Origin of the sequence: Conexibacter arvalis (genome assembly GCF_014199525.1) — a bacterium.
Classification (GTDB): domain Bacteria; phylum Actinomycetota; class Thermoleophilia; order Solirubrobacterales; family Solirubrobacteraceae; genus Conexibacter; species Conexibacter arvalis.
Genome location: NZ_JACHNU010000001.1, coordinates 1,592,360 through 1,611,142 on the forward strand (window position 1 = coordinate 1,592,360; position 18,783 = coordinate 1,611,142).

General features: G+C 74.0%; 18 protein-coding genes. 9 read left to right on the top strand and 9 right to left on the bottom strand.

Going from position 1 to position 18,783, the window contains the following annotated elements:
* Positions 1-69 precede the first annotated feature (69 nt).
* The gene (locus BDZ31_RS07450) at positions 70-1,509 is read left to right on the top strand and encodes an APC family permease (protein WP_183340480.1); all 1,440 of its coding nucleotides are present in this window, start codon (positions 70-72) and stop codon (positions 1,507-1,509) included.
* Between the two features lie 15 nt (positions 1,510-1,524).
* On the opposite strand, the gene BDZ31_RS07455 is transcribed toward BDZ31_RS07450, so the two are convergent.
* From BDZ31_RS07455 to BDZ31_RS07470, 4 genes are all read right to left on the bottom strand, one after another.
* Positions 1,525-3,159 carry a sigma-70 family RNA polymerase sigma factor gene (locus BDZ31_RS07455; RefSeq protein ID WP_183340482.1) on the bottom strand — a complete coding sequence of 545 codons (1,635 nt, stop codon included), beginning with the start codon at positions 3,157-3,159 and terminating at the stop codon, positions 1,525-1,527.
* On the bottom strand, positions 3,156-3,527 hold the full coding sequence (locus BDZ31_RS07460; RefSeq protein WP_183340484.1) for a YciI family protein: 372 nt from the start codon (positions 3,525-3,527) through the stop codon (positions 3,156-3,158). The genes BDZ31_RS07455 and BDZ31_RS07460 overlap by 4 nt, the downstream gene beginning before the upstream one ends.
* A gap of 145 nt (positions 3,528-3,672) precedes the next feature.
* Positions 3,673-5,307, bottom strand: a complete 1,635-nt coding sequence (locus BDZ31_RS07465; protein WP_183340486.1) for a Mur ligase family protein — start codon at positions 5,305-5,307, stop codon at positions 3,673-3,675.
* On the bottom strand, positions 5,304-6,170 hold the full coding sequence (locus BDZ31_RS07470) for an alpha/beta fold hydrolase (protein ID WP_183340488.1): 867 nt from the start codon (positions 6,168-6,170) through the stop codon (positions 5,304-5,306). The genes BDZ31_RS07465 and BDZ31_RS07470 overlap by 4 nt, the downstream gene beginning before the upstream one ends.
* 104 nt (positions 6,171-6,274) lie before the next feature.
* On the opposite strand from BDZ31_RS07470, the gene BDZ31_RS07475 reads away from it, so the two are divergent.
* Entirely contained in the window at positions 6,275-7,546 is a 1,272-nt protein-coding gene (locus BDZ31_RS07475) for a D-alanine--D-alanine ligase (RefSeq protein ID WP_183340490.1), read from the top strand.
* Between the two features lie 82 nt (positions 7,547-7,628).
* Positions 7,629-8,564 carry a D-alanine--D-alanine ligase gene (locus tag BDZ31_RS07480; protein WP_183340492.1) on the top strand — a complete coding sequence of 312 codons (936 nt, stop codon included), beginning with the start codon at positions 7,629-7,631 and terminating at the stop codon, positions 8,562-8,564.
* Positions 8,565-8,595: 31 nt separating this feature from the next.
* Here BDZ31_RS07480 and BDZ31_RS07485 read toward each other — a convergent pair whose 3' ends face one another.
* The gene (locus BDZ31_RS07485) at positions 8,596-9,183 is read right to left on the bottom strand and encodes a universal stress protein (protein ID WP_183340494.1); all 588 of its coding nucleotides are present in this window, start codon (positions 9,181-9,183) and stop codon (positions 8,596-8,598) included.
* Positions 9,184-9,612: 429 nt separating this feature from the next.
* On the opposite strand from BDZ31_RS07485, the gene BDZ31_RS07490 reads away from it, so the two are divergent.
* The 6 genes from BDZ31_RS07490 to BDZ31_RS07515 all read left to right on the top strand — a co-directional run bounded on the left by BDZ31_RS07490 (position 9,613) and on the right by BDZ31_RS07515 (position 15,209).
* Positions 9,613-10,980, top strand: a complete 1,368-nt coding sequence (locus BDZ31_RS07490) for a glycoside hydrolase family 3 N-terminal domain-containing protein (RefSeq protein ID WP_183340496.1) — start codon at positions 9,613-9,615, stop codon at positions 10,978-10,980.
* Positions 10,981-11,256: 276 nt separating this feature from the next.
* On the top strand, positions 11,257-12,285 hold the full coding sequence (locus tag BDZ31_RS07495) for a sulfate ABC transporter substrate-binding protein (RefSeq protein ID WP_425492719.1): 1,029 nt from the start codon (positions 11,257-11,259) through the stop codon (positions 12,283-12,285).
* 4 nt (positions 12,286-12,289) lie between these two features.
* Positions 12,290-13,144: a sulfate ABC transporter permease subunit CysT gene (gene cysT, locus BDZ31_RS07500; protein WP_183340500.1), complete on the top strand. Its 855-nt coding sequence runs from the start codon at positions 12,290-12,292 to the stop codon at positions 13,142-13,144.
* A gap of 2 nt (positions 13,145-13,146) precedes the next feature.
* A complete protein-coding gene (gene cysW, locus BDZ31_RS07505) occupies positions 13,147-13,953 on the top strand; it encodes a sulfate ABC transporter permease subunit CysW (RefSeq protein WP_183340502.1) in 807 nt (268 codons plus the stop codon).
* Positions 13,950-14,906 (top strand): sulfate/molybdate ABC transporter ATP-binding protein, encoded by a 957-nt coding sequence (locus tag BDZ31_RS07510; protein WP_183340504.1) that lies wholly within the window; start codon positions 13,950-13,952, stop codon positions 14,904-14,906. The genes cysW and BDZ31_RS07510 overlap by 4 nt, the downstream gene beginning before the upstream one ends.
* A 15-nt stretch (positions 14,907-14,921) precedes the next feature.
* Positions 14,922-15,209, top strand: a complete 288-nt coding sequence (locus tag BDZ31_RS07515; RefSeq protein ID WP_183340506.1) for a YciI family protein — start codon at positions 14,922-14,924, stop codon at positions 15,207-15,209.
* Here BDZ31_RS07515 and BDZ31_RS07520 read toward each other — a convergent pair.
* The 4 genes from BDZ31_RS07520 to BDZ31_RS25900 all read right to left on the bottom strand — a co-directional run bounded on the left by BDZ31_RS07520 (position 15,206) and on the right by BDZ31_RS25900 (position 18,768).
* On the bottom strand, positions 15,206-15,652 hold the full coding sequence (locus BDZ31_RS07520; protein WP_183340508.1) for an acyl-CoA thioesterase: 447 nt from the start codon (positions 15,650-15,652) through the stop codon (positions 15,206-15,208). The genes BDZ31_RS07515 and BDZ31_RS07520 overlap by 4 nt on opposite strands.
* Positions 15,653-15,777: 125 nt before the next feature.
* The gene (locus BDZ31_RS07525) at positions 15,778-16,743 is read right to left on the bottom strand and encodes a VWA domain-containing protein (protein ID WP_183340510.1); all 966 of its coding nucleotides are present in this window, start codon (positions 16,741-16,743) and stop codon (positions 15,778-15,780) included.
* Positions 16,740-17,648, bottom strand: coding sequence for a DUF58 domain-containing protein (locus BDZ31_RS07530; protein ID WP_183340512.1), 909 nt, complete (start codon positions 17,646-17,648; stop codon positions 16,740-16,742). Before BDZ31_RS07530 ends, BDZ31_RS07525 begins: the two co-directional genes overlap by 4 nt.
* Positions 17,649-17,733: 85 nt before the next feature.
* Positions 17,734-18,768: an AAA family ATPase gene (locus BDZ31_RS25900; protein ID WP_343075536.1), complete on the bottom strand. Its 1,035-nt coding sequence runs from the start codon at positions 18,766-18,768 to the stop codon at positions 17,734-17,736.
* Positions 18,769-18,783 lie beyond the last annotated feature (15 nt).

Below are 18,783 nucleotides of genomic sequence, written 5' to 3' on the forward strand. Positions count from 1 at the left end.
GCGCCGAAGCGCGCGCCTCACCGCCGCCCCGGCGGATGCCCGACCGGCGCGCGGGGTAGCGTCGGCGACATGGGAGCGTTCAGGAGAGTGGTGCGCGCTCGCGCCGGGGCGCCGCGGCCGCCTCACGCCGGCGGGACGGCCGGAGTCGAGGCGGAGGTGCAGCAGCGCAGAGAGGCCGGGCTGAAGAAGGCGATCGGCCGCAACATGCTGCTGTTCTTCGTCGTCGGCGACGTGCTCGGCGCCGGCATCTACGCGCTGGTCGGCGAGGTCGGCGGCCGCGTCGGCGGCGCGATCTGGACCGCCTTCGGCGTCGCGCTCCTGCTCGCCTTCCTGACCGCCTTCGCCTACGCGGAGCTGGTGACGAAGTACCCGCGCGCGGCCGGCGCGGCGCTGTACGTCAACAAGGCCTTCCGGATGCCGTTCCTGACCTTCCTCGTCGCCTTCGCGGTGATGGCGTCGGGGATCACCTCGGCGGCGACGCTGTCGACCGCGTTCGGCGGCGACTACCTGAAGGAGTTCGTCTCGCTGCCCGGGGTGCTCGCCTCGCTGATCTTCATCGTCGTCGTCGCGCTCGTGAACTTCCGCGGCATCTCGGAGTCGGTCAAGGTCAACATCGCGCTGACGTGCATCGAGCTGGCCGGCCTGCTGCTGATCGCCGTGATCGCCGCCGCGGCGGTCTTCAACGGCGACGGCGACACCGGGCGCGCGTTCGAGTTCAAGTCGGGCGAGACGGTCCCGATCGCGATCCTCGCCGGCGCCGCGCTCGCCTTCTACGCGCTGATCGGCTTCGAGGACTCGGTCAACGTCGCCGAGGAGACCGAGCATCCGCAGCGCGACTACCCGCGCGCGCTGTTCGGCGGCCTGCTCGCGGCCGGCGCGATCTACCTCGTCGTGACGGTGCTCGCCTCGATGGCGGTGCCGACCGACCGGCTCGCCGGCTCCAGCGGCCCGCTGCTGGAGGTGGCGCAGGTCGGGCCGCTGTCGATCGACACGAAGATCTTCGCGCTGATCGCGCTGTTCGCGGTCGCCAACGGCGCGCTGATCAACATGATCATGGCCTCGCGGCTCGTCTATGGGATGAGCCGGGAGGGGATCGTGCCGCGCTTCTTCGGCGGGGTCCACAGCGAGCGCCGGACGCCCCTGGCGGCAATCGTCTTCACGACCGCGCTCTGCATGGTCCTGATCGCGATCGGGACGCTCGAGAAGCTCGCCGACACGACCGTGACGCTCCTGCTGTGCGTCTTCATCCTCGTCAACGTCTCCGTGCTCGTCCTGCGCAGAGACCGCGTCGAGCACGACCACTTCCACGCGCCCGCCGTCATCCCGGTGGTCGGCGCGATCATCTGCGCGACGCTGCTGACCCAGCAGCCGACCTCGACCTTCCCCTTCGCCGGCGGGCTGATGCTGCTCGGCGTCGTCCTCTACTTCGTCAGCCGCGCCGCGACCGGCCCGGTCTCCGTCGACACCGCAGTGCTGGAGAAGGTCGAGGCGCCGGGGGAGGAGCGGTAGCGGGGGCGCCGCCGCTCAGCGTCCCCGCGCCAGCTCCCCGCGCCGCGCGGCGAGATGGGCGCGCACCGCCTCGTTGCGGGAGAGCGCGAGCGCGCGGTCGTAGGCGGCGAGCGCCTCCTCCTCGCGCGCCAGCGCGCGCAGCAGCTCGGCGCGCGCGAGGTGAGGCTGAGGGCTGTGCGGCAGCGCCTGCTCGACCCCGTCGAGCAGCGGCAGCGCGGCGGCGGGCCCGTCGGCCTCGCTGACCGCGACCGCGCGCGCCAGCCGCACCGCCGGCGTCGGCTTGACCGCCTCCAGCTGCCCGTACAGCGCCGCGATCGCCGGCCAGTCGGTCGCCGCCGCGGTCGCGGCGCGGTCGTGCTCGGCCGCGATCCGCGCCTCCAGCAGGTAGGGGCCGGGAGCGGCCGCATCCGCCGCCGCGCCGGCGCCGCGTGCCGCCGCACGCGCGCCGCGTGCCGCCGCGCCCGCGCCGCGTGCCGCCGCGCCCGCGCCGCGTGCCGCCGCGCCCGCGCCGCGTGCCGCCGCGCCCGCGATGCTCGCTGCCGCGACCGCTTCCAGCTCCGCCGCGCGCAGCAGCGCGAGGCCCTCCGCGATCTCGTCGCGCCGCCACCGCGTCCGGTCCTGGTCGGGCAGGCGCACGAGCCGGCCGCGGGCGTCGACGCGGGCGTCGCGGCGGGCGTGCTGGAGGACGGTCAGCGCGAGCAGCGCGGTCGCCTCCGGCTCGCCGGGGAGCAGCTCGCGCAGCAGCCGCGCCAGTCCGATCGCCTCGGCGCACAGCTCCGCCCGCACGACGCGCGGACCGCTCGACGGCAGATGCCCCTCGGTGAACAGCAGGTAGACGACGGCGAGGACGCTGCCGAGGCGCGCCGGCAGCTCGTCGCCGACCGGGACGCGGTAGGGGATCCCGCTGGCGGCGATCTTGCGCTTGGCGCGCGTGAGGCGGGCGGCCATCGTCGCCTCGGAGACGAGCAGCAGCCGGGCGACGGCGCGTGTCGGCAGGCCGGCGACGTAGCGCAGTGTCAGCGCGAGGCGGGCCTCCGGGGCGAGCGCCGGGTGGCAGCTGGTGAAGATCAGCCGCAGCCGCTCGTCGGGAATCGCCTCCTGCTCCTCCTCGACCTGTTCGCCGAGCCCGCTCACGCCAGGTGGCGGCGCGCCGGCGGCGCCCGCGACACCTGGCGCGGAGCCGGCAGCCGCTGCGGCCGCCGCGCCGCCGTCCTCGTCGACGATCAGCAACGGCAGCGTCCGCGCCTCGGTCCCGGCCCGCCGCAGCCGGTCGCGCGCACGCCGGCGCGCGACCGTCAGCAGCCAGCCGGCCGGGTTGGCCGGGCGGCCGTCGCGCGGCCACTGCCGCAACGCCGCCTCCCACGCCTCCTGCAGCGCCTCCTCGGCGAGCCCGAAGTCGCGCAGCTCGCGCACGAGCAGCGCCAGCAGCCGCGCCGCGTGCTCGCGGTAGAGCGCGTCGAGCGGCGGCGACGGAGCCGCGCCCGCGCCACCGCCCGCGCTCGCGCCGCGGCCCGCGCTCGCGCCGCGGCCCGCGCCCGCGCCGCGGCCCGCGCCCGCGCCCGCGCCGCCGCCGGCGCCCGCGCTCGCGCCGCCCCCGCGCTCGCGGCCGTCACCGGAGCCGCGGCTGCCGGTGTCGGCCGCCGGGCTCACTCCGCGCGCTGGTCGTCGGTGATGATCGCCCGCACCTCGACCGTTCTCACCGGCAGCGCCTTGGCGTACTCGAGCGCCTCGTCGAGGTCGCGCGCCTCGACGATGTAGAAGCCGCCGAGATGCTCGGCCAGCTCGGCGAACGGCCCGTCGGTGACGACCCCGTCGGCGGCGGTGTCGTCGGCCTTGCGCACGGTCGTCGCGGTCGCCGCCAGCGCGAGCTCGTGCCCGCCGCGCTCGGCACCGCGCGACTCGAGCAGCGTGCTGAAGTCGCCGTGCTGGCGGTAGACCGCGGCTCTCTCGGCGTCGCTCGCCCGCTCCCACTGCGTGTCGAAGTCGGCGTCCTGGTACATCAGCAGCGCGTACAGCATGGTGCTCCTCTCGAACCGTCTCGTCGTCGCTCGTGCGACGACCGTACGCGATGGTGTCGCGCGAGCGGGCGGGAAATCGACAGCGCGACCGAGCGCAGACGCGCCAGGTTCGCACCGTGGCCCCTGCGCCGGCCGGCCCCGTCGCCTACGCGTAGACGTCGGGCAGGTCGTTCTCGAACAGGATCACGTCGCCGGCGCGGGTCAGCTCGGCGAGCTTCGCGTGGGCGGCGGGGCCGTCGGGGAGGGTGAGGATCCGCTCGTCGGGGGCGCCGGCGGCGCGCATCCCGGCGGCGACGTCGGCGCCGCGCGGGCCGATCAGGATCGCGACGTCGGCGACCTCGGCGGCGAGCGCGCCGAGTCGGCGGTTCTCCTCCTGCTCGCGCTCGCCCAGCTCGACCATGCCCGGGGTGACGAGCAGCCGCCGCGCGGCGGGGTGGTCGCGCAGGACGCCGAGCGCGGCGGCGGCGCCCTCGGGGTTGGCGTTGTAGGAGTCGTCGATCACGACGACGCCGGCCGCTCTGTTGACGATCGGCGCGAGGCGGTGGTCGGGCGGCGCGACGCGGCCGAGCGCGCGGGCGACGTCGTTCAGCGCCAGCCCCTCGCCGACGCCGACCGCCGCGGCCGCGAGCAGGTTGGCGACGTTGTGCTCGCCGAGCAGTCTCGCGCGCACCTCGGCGCGCCCCTCCTCCGAGCCGGCGACGCCCGCTCTGACGACGAGCGCAAAGCGGGTGCGGCCCTCCTCCATCCGCACGTCCTCGGCCCACAGGTCGGCCTCGGGGTGGGGGGCGGGGGCGAACAGCAGCACGCGGCCGGCGGCGCGGGTGCGGGCGACCCGCAGCGTCCGCTCGTCGTCGGCGCGCGTGACGAACAGCCCGCCGTCGGCGGGGATCGCGTCGGCCAGCTCGCCCTTCGCCTGCTCGGTCACGTCGAGCGAGCCGAACCGCTCCAGGTGGGCGGGGCCGATCGCCGTCAGCACGCCGACGCGCGGGTGGACCAGCTCGCACAGCTCGCGCACGTCGCCGGTGCGGTAGGCGCCCATCTCGACGACGAACGACTGGTGCTGCGGCAGCAGCCCCTCGTTGATCGCGCGGACGACGCCGAGCGTGCTGTTGAACGACGCCGGCGTCGGGTACGACGGGCCGAGCAGGTCGAGCACGGCCGTGACGCACGCCTTCGTCGTCGTCTTGCCGTAGGAGCCGGTGATGCCGACGACCAGCGGTCTGACGTCGCGCAGCCGCTGCTGCGCTCTGTTGAGGAAGCGCTGGTTGTCGGCCTTCTGGACCGGTCTCAGCAGCGTGTTCGCGACGCCGGCGAGCAGCCACGGCGCCAGCAGCAGCTCGAGCGCCCCGACCGCGCCGACGACGCCCGGCGCCCAGATCCCGTCGCCGCCGAGCGCGACGACGAGCGCGAGCGGGATCGCGGCGAGCGCCAGCTGCAGGCCGAACAGCCGTCTCGCGCGCGGCGTGAAGACGAGCGGCTTGATCTGCTCGCGGCTCCACACCATCCGCGCGGCGCGGGCGGCGAGCGCGAGCAGCGTGACGGCGAGCACGACGCCGAGCGCGCCGTTGGCGTCGGCGGCCAGCGCGCTCGCGATGCTGGCGACGAGCACGAGGCCGGCCTCCGGCAGCGCGAGCCGCACGCCGTATGCCTGCGACACCCACAGGTAGAGCCGTCTCGGCTCGTAGTGCTCCTGCTGGAAGACGTGCAGCAGCACGTGGCTGGCGCCGGCCATCGCGACGAGCGCCGCGACCGCGACGATCGCGGAGGTGAGCACGGTCACGGCCGCGCGCCCGCTCTCGCGTCCGCGTCAGCGCCGCCGACGGCTGCGCCGCCGCGTCTGCCGCCCTGCGTCAGGAAGTGCGCCGCGACGACGTTGAACTGGCCGGCCTGCTCGGCGTAGGCGTAGTGGCCGCCGCCTCTCAGCACGACGAGGCCGGCGCCCGGGATCTCGCGCTCCATCTTCTCCGCCATCCACATCGGCGTGTCGTCGTCTCTGTCGCCCCACATCAGCAGCGTCGGCGCCGAGACCTGCGGCAGGCGGGGCGAGAGGTCCTCGGCGAGCACGTTGCGCAGCGTGCCGCGCAGCGCCTCGGGGGCGGCGAGCCAGTCGGCCGAGGCGACTCTGCCGCGGATGCTCTCCTGCAGCTTCCTGCCGGGCGCGCCGCCGACCTTGGCCGCGGCCTTGCCGACCTTCGCCATCCCGACCTTGCCGTAGTAGGCGGCTCTCCGTCTCGGCTTGATGCCGGCGGCGCCGGTGAAGACCATCCGCTCGACGCGGTCGCGGCTGTCGGGCTCGGTCGCGAGCACGAGCGCGATCGCGGCGCCGCGCGAATGGCCGATCAGCGCGAAGCGGCCGATCCCCAGCGCGTCGGCCAGCTTGACGACGAAGCGGGCGTAGTCGGCGTTGGTCCACGCGCCCGGGACCATGTCCGATCTGCCGTGGCCGGGGAGATCGGGCGCGATCAGCTCGACCTGGTCGCGGAGGCCGGCGAGGATCGAACCGAGCGCCTCGATGTGCGCGCCCCAGCCGTGCAGCACGATCACGACCGGGGGATCGGCGATCCCGGCCGGTCTGGTGCGCGCGACGCGCACGCGGAGGCCGTCGACGGTGACGGTGGAGGTCGTCTCGGAGGGTGCCGGCACGACGGCCAAATGTAACCAACCCAACTGGTAGGCAACATTTTCCGACGCGACGGCGCAGCCGACGGGCCGCGTGCCGGCGGGGCCACCGACTACCCTTCCGCCCCATGCCACTCCCCTCCGGACAGACCGTCGGCGTCGTCTTCGGCGGCCCCTCGGTCGAGCACGACGTCTCGATCATCACCGCGCAGCAGGCGATGGCGGTGCTCTCCGAGCGCCACGCCGTGATCCCGCTGTACGTCGGCAAGGACGGCCGCTGGTGGACGGGGGCGGAGCTGCGCGAGGTGTCGGCGTTCACCCAGTCGCCGCCGCGCGGTGGCCGTCCGGTCCAGCTGCGGCTCGGCTCCCCGGACGCTCCGTTCGTCGAGCCGTCGACGTCGCGCCTGCGCGGCGACAGAGCGCTGCCGATCGGCGTCGTGCTGAACGCGATCCACGGCACCGGCGGCGAGGACGGCGCGCTGCTCGGCGCGCTGGAGCTGTCGGGGCTCCCGCACGCCGGGCGCGGCGTCGCGGCGTTCGCGGTCGGGATGGACAAGCACCTCGCCAAGACGGTGCTGAAGGAGGCCGGGATCGACGTGCTGCCGCACCGCCGCGTCGAGCGCGGCGAGTGGGAGGGCGACCGCGCCGCCGTGCTGAGCGCGCTCGCGAGCGACTTCCCGCCGCCGGTCGTCGTCAAGCCGGCGACGCTCGGCTCGTCGATCGGCGTCGCCCGCTGCGACAGCGCCGCCGAGGTCGAGGAGGCGCTGGAGCTGGCCTTCGAGCTCGACCGCCAGGCGGTCGTCGAGCCGTTCGCGACCGGCGCGATCGAGCTCAACTGCGCCGTGCTGGGCCGCCCCGGCGGCGAGCTGCGGGTCTCGGAGGTCGAGCGGCCGCTCGGCAGCGCCGACGGGCTGACCTTCGAGGACAAGTACCTCAGCGCCGGCGGCGCGAAGGGCGGCTCCGGCGGGGCGAAGGGCGTCGAGGGCGCCGCGTCCGGCACGAAGGGCACGACCGCCGGCGGGACGAAGGGCGGCGGCGCCGGCTCGGGCATGGCCTCGGCAGACCGGATCATCCCCGCCGACGTCGCGCCGGAGCTGCGCGAGCGGGTGCGCGAGGAGGCCGCGAAGGCCCACCGCGCGCTGCGGGTCGCGGGCGTCGTCCGCTACGACTTCTTCGTGATGGGCGCCGACGACCCGGCCAGCGCGCGGATCGTCGTCAACGAGCCGAACACCGTTCCCGGCTCGTTCGCCTTCTACCTGTTCGAGCCGACCGGCCTGCCGTTCGCCGACCTGCTCGACGAGCTGCTCGCGATCGGGCTGGCGGAGGCGCGCGAGGAGCGCTCGACGACGCGCACCTTCGCCTCCGCGCTGATCGACCGCCACGCGAGATCGGCGGCCTGATGGGCGGCCTGCGCCCAGAGGGCTTGGTCGCCTTGCGAGCGCTCGCCAGAGGCTCGCTCTCGCGCGGGCTGGAGGGATCGCGGTGAGCAAGGCGCTCGTCGCCTACGGCGGACGGTCGCTGGAGCGCGAGGTCAGCACCCGCTCCGGCCAGCAGGCGGCGAAGGCGCTCAAGCAGCTGGGGCACGCGGTCGAGCTGGTCGACGTCGGCGCCGACTTCGTCGACGTCGTGCAGCGGGCCGAGCCCGACTTCGTCTTCATCGCCCTGCACGGCGTCGGCGGCGAGGACGGCACCGTCCAGGACCTGCTGGAGATCCTCCGGGTCCCGTACACCGGCTCCGACGCGCTCGCCTCGGCGATCTGCCTCGACAAGCACACCTTCAAGAGCCTCTGCGAGCTGCGCGGCGTGCCGACGCCGCCGTGGCACTCGTTCACGAAGCAGGCGTTCGCCGACTACGGCGCCGGCAAGACGCTCGACGCGCTGTGGGAGCAGTTCGACGGCCGCATGGTCGTCAAGCCGGCGCGTCAGGGCTCGTCGTTCGGGTTGAGCGTCGTGCAGGAGCGCGCCCAGCTCGGCGGTGCGGTGCTCGGCGCGATGAGCTACGACGACCGCGTCCTGCTGGAGCGGTTCGTCCCCGGCCGCGAGCTGGCGGTGACGGTGCTCGGCCCGGCCGCCGCGCCCGAGCCGCTGCCGGTCGTCGAGATCGTGATGCACGAGGAGTACTACTCCTTCCAGGCCCACTACGAGATCGGCCAGTCGACCGTTCGGCTCGCCGGCCTGCCAGATGAGGTCGACGCCCGCGTCAGACGGGTCGCCGCCGACGCCTACGCGGCCGCCGGCTGCCGCGACTTCGCGCGCGTCGACATCCGCCTGGAGGATGACACCCCCTACGTGCTGGAGATCAACACGATCCCCGGCCTGACCGAGACCGGCCCGACCCCGCTCGCCGCCGAGCACGCCGGCCTCACCTTCGCCCAGCTGATCGAGCGCATCGCCAGCCGCGTCGCGAACGGCGGCTGAGCTCGTCGGGCAGCGCGTCCGGTGCCGACGATCAGTCGGCCGGCGGCTGCGTGGGGTCGGGGTGCTCCGCGGCCTTCTCGGCGGCCTTCTCCTCCGGCGTGAGGGGCCGGTGGATCGACAGCACGGGGACGTGGCTGCAGCGCAGCAGCCGGCGCTGGACGCTCTCGATCGCGGCGGCGATCGGCCCGTGCTCGTGGGCGGCGAGCACGACCAGGTCGTGGTTGCCCTCGTCGGCCCGTCTCGCGATCAGGTGGGCGGCGTCGCCGTGCAGCAGCTGCGTCGTGACCGGGATGTCGGGCGGGATCGCGTCGGCCAGCTCGCGCAGCCACTCCTCGGCGACGCGCTCCGCGCTGCCGTCGACGGGCGTCGCGAACAAACCGACCTGCGTCCACGCCGGGGCGGGCACGACGACCGTCAGCAGCGTGAGCCGACCCCTCGTCTGCTGGACGATCTGGACCGCCATCCCGACCGCGTCCCACGCCTCCGGCGTCCCGTCGACGGCGACGAGCACGTTGCGGGCGGAGAAGGTCCGCAGCCGCGGACGCGGGTCCTCGGCCTCGGCGGCCGTACGGGCCGCGTCGCTGCGCGCGAGCTGCTCGTCTGCTGCTCCTCGCTCCACGTCAACACCCTCCATCTCCACATTCTGCCGCGGTGAAGGGCGGCTCAATCGGCACGATCGGCGACAGACAGGAAACGCCGGTCGCGGGACCATGGACGGGTCGGGTTCATCGCCTTCCGGGAGTCGTGAGCACGGGGTCGACTGGCGACTCCCATACGAGGAAGGGGGTGGGATGAGCCGAGAGATCGGAATCATCCTGGCGTTCGCGCTGCTGCTGATGGTCATCGACCGGACGCGCAGCTCATAGCCAACCCAGTAGCACCCCTGGCGGGGGTCGACCCCGATACCCGCCAGGGGCTGGCCAGGTGGACCAGATCTCTCGGCTCGCTGCCGAGGCTAGCCGCCTCCCCGCCACCGCGCAACCGCACGGATGTGGCGTGCGTGCGGTGGCACCGCATCGGCCGGCTGCGGCGCATAGGGTCCAGGCTGATGCCGCACCGCCGCCGCTCCACCCACGGGCCGACCGCGATCCGCCGGAGGCAGATCGCGCTGGTGCTCGTCGCGCTGCTCGCGCTCGCCGCCGGCATCGCGATCGGAGCCGGCTCGGGCGGAGACGGCGACGGCCGCGCCGGCGGCTCCGCGGCGACGAGCGCGGGCGCGCCGGGCGCCTCCGGCGGCGGCCAAGGCGCAGGCGGCAGCCGCGACGAGGGCGCTCCGACCGGCGGCGACGACGCCGCGGGGACCGGCGAAGGCGGCGCGCCTGCCGACGACGAATCGGCCGGCGGCGGCGAAGGCGGCGCGCCGGCCGGCGAGGACGCTGCCGGCGGCGACGCAGCCGCCGCGGAGCGCGCGCGGGGGCGGGTCGAGCGGATGTCGCTCGAGCGCCAGGTCGGCGAGCTGCTGGTGATCTCCTTCTCGGGCACGACCCCGCCGCAGTACGTGCTCGACGCGCTGCGCGGGAGACGGGCCGCCGGCGTGATCCTGTTCGGCCCCAACGCACCCTCCGCGGCGAGCGTCCGCGCGCTCAGCGCCCGCGTCCAGCGTGCGGCCGGCGGCGACGCGATCGTCTCGCTCGACCAGGAGGGCGGCGACATCCGCACGCTGAAGTTCGCCCCGCCGCAGCGGGGCCAGGCGTCGCAGCCGGGGCCCGCCGCCGCGGCGGCCTCCGCCCGCGCCGCCGCCCGGGCGCTGCGCCAGGTCGGCGTCAACGTGACGCTCGGGCCGGTCGCCGACGTCGCGCTCGCCCCCGGCTCGTTCATGGCGTCGCGCGTCTACCGGGGCGGTCCCGAGGAGGTCGGGAGATCGGTCGCCGCGGCGGTCGGCGCCTATCGCCGGGCGGGGATCGAGACGACGCCAAAGCACTTCCCCGGCGTCGGCGCCGCCACGCAGAACACCGACTTCGGCAGCGCGGCGATCGACCGCACGCGCGCCCAGCTCCTCGCCGAGGAGCTGGTCCCGTTCCGCGCCGCGATCGACGCCGGCGCGCGGCTGGTGATGGTCGGACACGCGCGGATGACGGGGATCGACCCCGGCCGCATCGCGTCGCAGTCGCGCGCCGTCGTGCGCGGGCTGCTGCGCGACGAGCTCGGCTTCGACGGCGTCGTGATGACCGACTCGCTCGAGGCCGAGGCGGTCGACGCGGCGACGCCCGGAGACCGCGACGTCGGCGCCGCCGCCGTCCGCTCGCTCGCCGCCGGCTGCGACCTCCTGCTGCTGACCGGCGCCGGCTCCTTCCCGCTCGCGCGCGAGGCGCTGATCGCGGCCGCCCGCGCCGATCGCCGCATCCGCGCCCGCGTCGCCGAGTCGGCCGCGCGCGTCCTGCTGCTGCGCGAACGGCTCGCGCAGCGCGAAGGCTGATCGCCCGCCGGCCGCCACCAGCTGCGCGGCGCGGCTGAGCGTTCGCCGTCGCCGGCCGTTCGCTGCCGCCGGCCGAACGGCGCGGCCGACCGCCGGTCGCGCCGGCCAGCCGCCGCCAGCCCCGCCGGCCCGCTCGCCCCGCACCTCCACGCGCCCGACCCGGTGCGTCGACACCGCATCGATTCCGCATCAAACTTGTTATGCCGACCAGAATGGTGCGGAATGTGTAATATGCCGAATCCCTATCCGATTTCGTCCTTTTCTGGGAGGAAACCTGTGACATCACGCACGTCCGTCGTCCTCGCATTGGCCGCCGCGATCGTCGCCCTCGTGGTCGCCGGCTGCGGCGGATCGAGCGATGAAGCGGGTGGCGGCGACTCCGCCAACGACGACGCCGGCACGAAGCTGTCGCTCGTCGCGTACGCGGTTCCGAAGGTCGGCTTCGACAAGGTGATCCCGGCGTTCCAGGCGACGCCCAAGGGCAGAGGGATCGGCTTCAGCCAGTCCTACGGCGCCTCCGGCGATCAGTCGCGCAAGGTCGAGGCGGGCCTCTCGACCGACGTCGTCAACTTCTCGGTCGAGCCCGACATCACCCGCCTCGTCGACGCCGGGCTCGTCGACGACGACTGGAACGCCGGCGAGCACAGAGGGATCCCGTTCGGCTCGGTCGTCACGATCGTCGTTCGCAGAGGCAACCCGCTCGGCATCAGAGACTGGGACGACCTGTTGAGAGACGGCGTCGAGGTCGTCACTCCGAACCCGTTCAGCTCCGGCTCGGCGAAGTGGAACCTGCTCGCGCCGTACGCCGACAAGAGCGAGGGCGGCAGAGACCCGCAGGCCGGCCTCGACTACCTGCAGAAGCTGATCGGCGAGCACATCAGAGTCCAGCCGAGATCGGGCCGCGAGGCGACCGAGACCTTCCTCCAGGGCACCGGCGACGTCCTGCTCAGCTACGAGAACGAGGCCTACTTCATCGAGGAGCAGGGCGAGGAGGTCGAGCACATAAACCCGGCCGTCACGTTCAAGATCGAGAACCCGGTCGCGGTCGTCAACAGAACGAAGTTCCCCGACGAGACGCAGGCGTTCGTCGACTACCTCTACACGCCCGAGGCGCAGAGACTGTGGGCCGAGGCCGGCTTCCGCCCCGTCGACGCGACCGTCGCCGCCGAGTTCAGAGACAAGTTCCCGGAGCCTGCGACGCTGTGGACGATCGCCGACCTCGGCGGCTGGGGCAGAGTGAACGACGAGCTGTTCGACGAGGAGAACGGCTCGGTCGCGAAGATCTACGACGAGGCGACCAGCTAGGCGCATGTCGACCGTCGTGCAGGCAAGACCGGAGGGCGGCGCTCGCAGGCGCGGGCGCCGCTCCCGTTCCTACGGCGGCGGCGTCGGTCCCCTCGGGATCGGCGTCGCCACGCTGTGGCTGAGCATCATCGTCCTGCTGCCGCTCGCGGCCGTCCTCGCGAAGTCGCTCGAGGGCGGCCCGGCCGGCCTGTGGGACGCGATCAACGCCCCGTCGGCGCGCGCCGCGCTGATCCTGACCGTCGCGATCTCCGCGGTCGTCGCGTTGATCAACGTCGTCGTCGGCACCCTGATCGCGTGGGTGCTGGTGCGCGACGAGTTCCCCGGCAAGGGCTTCGTCAACGCGCTGATCGACCTCCCGTTCGCGCTGCCGACGATCGTCGCCTCGATCGTGCTGCTGTCGCTCTACGGGCCCAACAGCCCGATCGACCTCGACCTCTACGCGACCAAGCCGGCGGTCGCGATCGCGCTGCTGTTCGTCACGCTTCCGTTCGTCGTCCGCTCGGTCCAGCCGGTGCTGATGGAGGTCGACAGAGAGGCCGAGCAGGCCGCGGCGTCGCTCGGCGCCGGCAACCTCACGATCTTCCGCCGCATCGTGCTGCCGGCGCTCGTGCCGGCGCTGCTCGGCGGCGCCGGCCTCGCCTTCGCCCGCGCGATCGGCGAGTTCGGCTCGGTCGTGCTGATCGGCGGCGGCATCCCGCGCGAGACCGAGGTCGCCTCGCAGTACATCGCCAAGCAGATCGAGATCGACCGGCCCGAGAGCGCCGCGGCCGTCTCGGTCGCGCTGCTCGTGATCGCGTTCCTCGTCCTGTTCGTCCTGCGGCTCGCCGCGGCGCGGACCCAACGCCACGAGAGAGGCTGACGATGGTGATCTCACGCGCAACGCGCCTGTCGCTGCGGACGCTCGCGCTCGGCTACCTGTTCGTGCTCGTGATGGTGCCGCTGGGGCTGATCCTCTTCCGCACCTTCGAGAACGGCCTCGGCGCCTTCTGGGACCAGGTCACGACGCCGGCGTCGATCTCGGCGATCCAGATGTCGCTGCTGATCGTCGCGATCGTCGTGCCGCTCAACGTCGTCTTCGGCCTCGTCACGGCGATCGCGCTCGCGCGCGGGCGGTTCCCGGGGCGCGGCCTGCTGCAGGCGGTCGTCGACCTGCCGTTCGCGGTCTCGCCGGTCGTCGTCGGCGTCTCGCTGATCCTCCTGTGGGGCGTCAGAGGGTGGTTCGGCGGCCTCGCCGAGGCCGGCATCCAGATCATCTTCTCGCTGCCGGGGATGGTGCTGGCGACGATCTTCGTGACGCTGCCGTTCGTCGTGCGCGAGGTCGAGCCGGTCCTGCACGAGATCGGCGACGACCAGGAGGAGGCGGCCGCGACGCTCGGCGCGAAGCGGTGGCAGACCTTCTGGCGCATCACGCTCCCGTCGATCCGCTGGGGGCTCGCGTACGGCGTCGTGCTGACGGTGGCGCGCGCGCTCGGCGAGTTCGGCGCCGTGCTGGTCGTCTCCGGCAACGTGCCGGGCGAGTCGCAGACGCTGACGCTGCTCGTCCACGCGCGCTACATCGACGACCACAACGTCTTCGGCGCCTACGCGGCCTCGACCGTCCTGATGTTCCTGGCGCTCGTGGCGCTGTTCCTGATGACCATCCTCAACCGCAAGCGGGAGGACGCATGATCTCCGTGCAGGGCGTGTCCAAGCAGTTCGGCGACTACGTCGCGCTCGACGACGTCTCGCTGGAGATCAGGGACGGCTCGCTGACCGCGCTGCTGGGCCCGAGCGGCTCCGGCAAGTCGACGCTGCTGCGCATCATCGGCGGGCTCGAGACGCCCGACAGCGGCCGCATCGTGATCCACGGCGACGACGCGACGAACGTCCCGCCGCAGAAGCGCGAGATCGGCTTCGTCTTCCAGCACTACGCGGCGTTCAAGCACATGACGGTGCGCGACAACGTGGCGTTCGGCCTGACGATCCGCAGACAGCCGAAGGAGAAGGTCGCCGAGCGGGTCGACGAGCTGCTGAAGATCGTCGGCCTCGCCGGCTACCAGAAGCGCTACCCGAGCCAGCTCTCCGGCGGCCAGCGCCAGCGGATGGCGCTCGCCCGCGCGCTCGCGGTCGAGCCAAGGGTGCTGCTGCTCGACGAGCCGTTCGGCGCGCTCGACGCGAAGGTCCGCACCGAGCTGCGCGAGTGGCTGCGGCGGCTCCACGACGAGGTCCACGTGACGACCCTGCTCGTCACGCACGACCAGGAGGAGGCGATGTCGATCGCCGACGACATCGCCGTGATGGACAACGCGAGGATCGAGCAGGTCGGCCACCCGCGCGAGCTGTACGACAACCCGTCGAACCCGTTCGTGATGGGCTTCCTGGGAGAGGTCTCGCAGCTCGCCGGCAGGCTCGTGCGCCCGCACGACATCGCGATCGCCGCCGAGTCGGTCGCGGGCGCGCACGAGGCGATGGTCTCGCGCGTGATCCACCTCGGCTTCGAGGTCCGCGTCGAGCTGATGCTGACCAGCGGCGAGGCGGTCTCGGCGCAGATCACCCGGACCGAGGCCGACGAGCTGGAGATCGGCTCGGGCGACATCGTCTGGCTGCGCGCCGCGGGCAACAGCACGCTGGAGGCGATCTGACGTAGCGTTCGCCGCATGCCCGAGACGCTCTTCCTGCTGCACTACGACTACGTGCCCGACATCCTCGAGAAGCGGGGGCCGCACCGCGAGGGCCACCTCGCCGCGATCGCCCGCTTCCACGAGGCCGGCAAGATCGTGCTCGCCGGCGCCGCCGGCGATCCCGTCCACGGCGGCCTGCTCGTCTTCCGCGACGCGGCCGACATCGAGGGCTACCTCGCCGAGGACCCCTACGTCGACGCCGGCCTCGTCACCGCCCACCGCGTCGAGCCGTGGACGGTCGTGACGCCGCTGCCGGGCGGCTAGAGGTCGTCGTCGGGTCGCTCGACGAGCAGCCGCTCGAGCGCGGCCCGCATCCGCTGCGGGATCTCGGTCGGGCGGCGCTGCTCGCGGTCGACGAAGACGTGGACGAACTCGCCGAGCGCGGCCGGGTGGTCCATCCCCGCCTTGAACAGCCCGATCTCGTAGCGGACGCTCGATCTGCCGAGATGGCCGACCCGCAGCGCCCCTTCGACGACCTCCGGGAAGGAGAAGGAGGCGTAGTAGCGGCAGCTCGACTCGGCGCAGACGCCGATCGTCTCCCCGCCGTGGATGTCGAGCCCGCCCTCGGCGATCAGCCACGTGTTGATGAGCGTGTCGAAGTAGGCGTAGTACTCGACGTTGTTGACGTGGCCGTAGATGTCGTTGTCGGCCCAGCGCGTCGGGATCGGCAGCAGCTGGGCGTAGTCGCCGCGGCGTTCGTCGCTCATCGCGCGGCACGCTAGCAGCGGGCTGCGGTGATCGAGCCGTCACCGGGGGGACGCCGCTCTCATCCGACGAGCCGCGTGGCGCGAAGCATGACCGCGTGCGGCGCGCGGAGCGGCTGGCCGGCCGCCTACGGCAGCCGGCCGCTGGTGCGGACGGAGGCGGCGCCGGCGGCGAGCAGCAGCAGGAGGCCGCCGACGGCGAAGGCGGCGGTCACCTCGCGCTGCTCGTCTCTCGTGCCCAGGCGCGAGCCGAGCGCCTCGTAGATCTCCGACAGCTGCTGGTCGTCCTGCGCCTGGAAGGCGCGGCCGCCGGAGGCGTCGGCGATCGCCTGGAGCGTCTCCGGGTCGGGCGCGACCGACAGCAGCGGCGGGCCGAAGCCCGGGTTCGGCACGGTCGCGTCTCTCGTCCCGAGCGCGACGGTGTAGACCGGGACTCTCGCCTCGCCGGCGGCATGGGCGACGCCGACGGGATCGCGGCCCGTCGTCGTCGCGCCGTCGGAGAGCAGCACGATCGCGGCGGGGATCCGCAGGCCGTCCTGCTGCTCGCGCTGGAGCGTGTCGAGCGCGACCTGCAGCGCGTCGCCGGTCGCCGTGCCGCCGTCGGCGACCTGGCGCTCGATCGTCCGCCGCACCAGCTCGTGGTCGGTGCTCGGGGTCTGCGTCCCGTCGGGCACGTCGGAGTAGGTCGTGACGCCGACGCGGATGGTCCTCGGCAGCCTGTCGAGGAAGCGGCCGGCCGCTCTCTTCGCCGCCGTCAGCCGATCGGGCTCGACGTCCTCGGCCATCATCGAGCGCGAGTGGTCGGTGACGAGCATGATCGACGCCCGCTCGATCGGCACCGCGACCGTCCGCTGCGGCTTGGCGAGCGCCAGCGCGAGCGCGGCCAGCGCCGCCAGCAGCAGCGCCGCCGGCAGATGGCGCCGCCACGCCGGCACGGTCGCGGCCGCCTCCTTCAGCGCCGCGACGCCGGTGAAGCGGACGGCGTATCTGCGCCCGCGCCGCCGGCTCGCCGCCATCACGGCGATCATCGCCGGGACGGCCAGCAGCGCCAAAAGCCAGATCGGCGACGCGAAGCTGAGCGCAAGGACCGTCATGACAGCCGCCGTCCGAGGTCGGCGAGCCAGTCGCCGTCGGTGCTCAGCACGACGTGCTCGACCGCCAGCCGGCGCAGCTCGCGCCCGACTCTCTCGCGCCGCTCGCGCTCGATCTGCGCGAAGCGCTCGCGGACCGACGCGCGCGAGGTGTCGACCTCGATCCGCTCGCCGGTCTCGGGGTCGACCAGCGCCAGCCGGCCGACCGCCGGCACCTCGGCCTCGCGCGGGTCGCGGATCTCGATCGCGAGCACCGAGTGGCGCTGGGCGAGCGCGCCGAGCGCACGCGTCCAGTCGTCCTCGTCGCGCCAGTCGGAGATCACGACGACGAGGCCGGGCTGCGTCGCGACGCGGCCGATCCGCCGCAGCGCGTTGCGCAGCGCGCCGGGCTCGTGGTGGCCGTCGGGCGCGACGCCCTCCGCCAGCGCCCGCTGGAGCGCGACGACGCCGGGCTTGGAGGCGCGCGGCGGCAGCAGCCGCGGGGTCCCGGCGCCGAAGGTCATCAGCGCGACGCGCCCGGCGCGCCGCACCGCGAGGCGGCCGATCACCATCGTCGCGCCCTCGGCGACGTCGGACTTCAGCCGCCGCGTCGTGCCGAACGCCATCGACGGCGACAGGTCGAGCGCGATCCAGGTCGTCAGCGTCCGCTCCGGCACGTGCAGCCGCACGTGCGGCGTGCCGGTGCGGGCGGTCGCGGCGGCGTCGATCTGGCGTACGTCGTCGCCGACCTCGTACGGCCGCAGCTGCGCCAGCTCGGTGCCGGAGCCGAGGCCGGCGGCGCGGCGGTCGCCCGGCAGCGCGCCGGAGGCCCTGCGCGCGACGATCAGGTCGAGCGACTCCAGCAGCCCGTGCGGTATGCGGCCCGGGCCCTGGCGTCCGACCGGTCGTGTGAGGCGCGGCGGGGTCATCGAAGCGACCTCGGGAGGAGGCCCGCGAGTTCCCGCTGACGCGGAGAGTGGCTGCGCGCCGCCGTGGAACTCGCAAGCGTAGGCACTACGCCGCCGCCTCCGGGCGGCGGAGGTGGTCGGCCGGCGGCTCGTCGACGACGGTGAAGACGCGCGCGAGCACGTCGTCGGCGGAGACGTTCTCGGTCAGCGCGTCGTAGGAGAGGACGATCCGGTGGCGCAGCACGTCGGGCGCCAGGTCGCGCACGTCGGCGACGGCGACGTAGCCGCGGCCGCGCAGCATCGCCAGCGCCCGCGCCGCCTGCACCAGCCCGATCGGCCCGCGCGGCGAGGCGCCGTACTCGATGAACGGGGCGACGTCGTCGAGGCCGTACCTCTCCGGCCGGCGGGTCGCGTCGGCGAGCGTGACGGCGTACTGGATCACCTCGCGGTCGACGAGCACTCTCTCCTTCGCCGCCGCGAAGCGGTCGAGCGCCTCGATCGTCAGTCGCTCGCGCGGCTGCGCGGGGGCGCCGAGCGAGCGGTCGACGACCGCCGCCTCCTCGCCGAGCGTCGGGTAGTCGACCAGCACCTTCATCAGGAAGCGGTCGACCTGCGCCTCGGGGAGGGGATAGGTGCCCTCCGACTCGATCGGGTTCTGCGTCGCGAGGACGAGGAACGGCCGCGGCATCTGGAAGCTCTCGCCGCCGATCGTCACCTGCTGCTCCTGCATGACCTCCAGCAGCGCCGACTGGACCTTCGCGGGGGCGCGGTTGATCTCGTCGGCGAGCAGGAAGTTGCCGAAGACGGGGCCGAGCTCGGTCTCGAATCTGCCGGTGTCGGGCCTGTAGACGCGCGTGCCGACGAGGTCGGCCGGCACGAGGTCGGGCGTGAACTGGATGCGGCTGAAGGAGCCGCCGAGCACCTGGGCGAGCGTCTTGACCGTGAGCGTCTTCGCGAGGCCGGGGACGCCCTCCAGCAGCACGTGGCCGCCGGCGAGCAGGGCGACGAGCAGCCGCTCCAGCATCGCGTCCTGCCCGACGATCACGCGCTTGATCTCGTGCAGCGCCTCCTCGAGCGCGTCGCGCGGCTCATCCCTGCGCGGGAAGCGGTCCTCTGGCGGTTGGGGATGGTCGAACGTCACGGTCGGGTTGCTCCT

Bases quoted from the DNA above. Each gene is read 5' to 3' on its own strand.
- BDZ31_RS07475 (WP_183340490.1), top strand. From the start codon at position 6,275: ATGCCACTCCCCTCCGGACAGACCGTCGGCGTCGTCTTCGGCGGCCCC.
- BDZ31_RS07510 (WP_183340504.1), top strand. From the start codon at position 13,950: ATGATCTCCGTGCAGGGCGTGTCCAAGCAGTTCGGCGACTACGTCGCG.
- cysW (WP_183340502.1), top strand. From the start codon at position 13,147: ATGGTGATCTCACGCGCAACGCGCCTGTCGCTGCGGACGCTCGCGCTC.
- BDZ31_RS07515 (WP_183340506.1), top strand. From the start codon at position 14,922: ATGCCCGAGACGCTCTTCCTGCTGCACTACGACTACGTGCCCGACATC.
- BDZ31_RS07460 (WP_183340484.1), bottom strand. From the start codon at position 3,527: ATGCTGTACGCGCTGCTGATGTACCAGGACGCCGACTTCGACACGCAG.
- BDZ31_RS07450 (WP_183340480.1), top strand. From the start codon at position 70: ATGGGAGCGTTCAGGAGAGTGGTGCGCGCTCGCGCCGGGGCGCCGCGG.
- BDZ31_RS07525 (WP_183340510.1), bottom strand. From the start codon at position 16,743: ATGACGGTCCTTGCGCTCAGCTTCGCGTCGCCGATCTGGCTTTTGGCG.
- BDZ31_RS07490 (WP_183340496.1), top strand. From the start codon at position 9,613: ATGCCGCACCGCCGCCGCTCCACCCACGGGCCGACCGCGATCCGCCGG.
- BDZ31_RS07530 (WP_183340512.1), bottom strand. From the start codon at position 17,648: ATGACCCCGCCGCGCCTCACACGACCGGTCGGACGCCAGGGCCCGGGC.
- cysT (WP_183340500.1), top strand. From the start codon at position 12,290: ATGTCGACCGTCGTGCAGGCAAGACCGGAGGGCGGCGCTCGCAGGCGC.
- BDZ31_RS07520 (WP_183340508.1), bottom strand. From the start codon at position 15,652: ATGAGCGACGAACGCCGCGGCGACTACGCCCAGCTGCTGCCGATCCCG.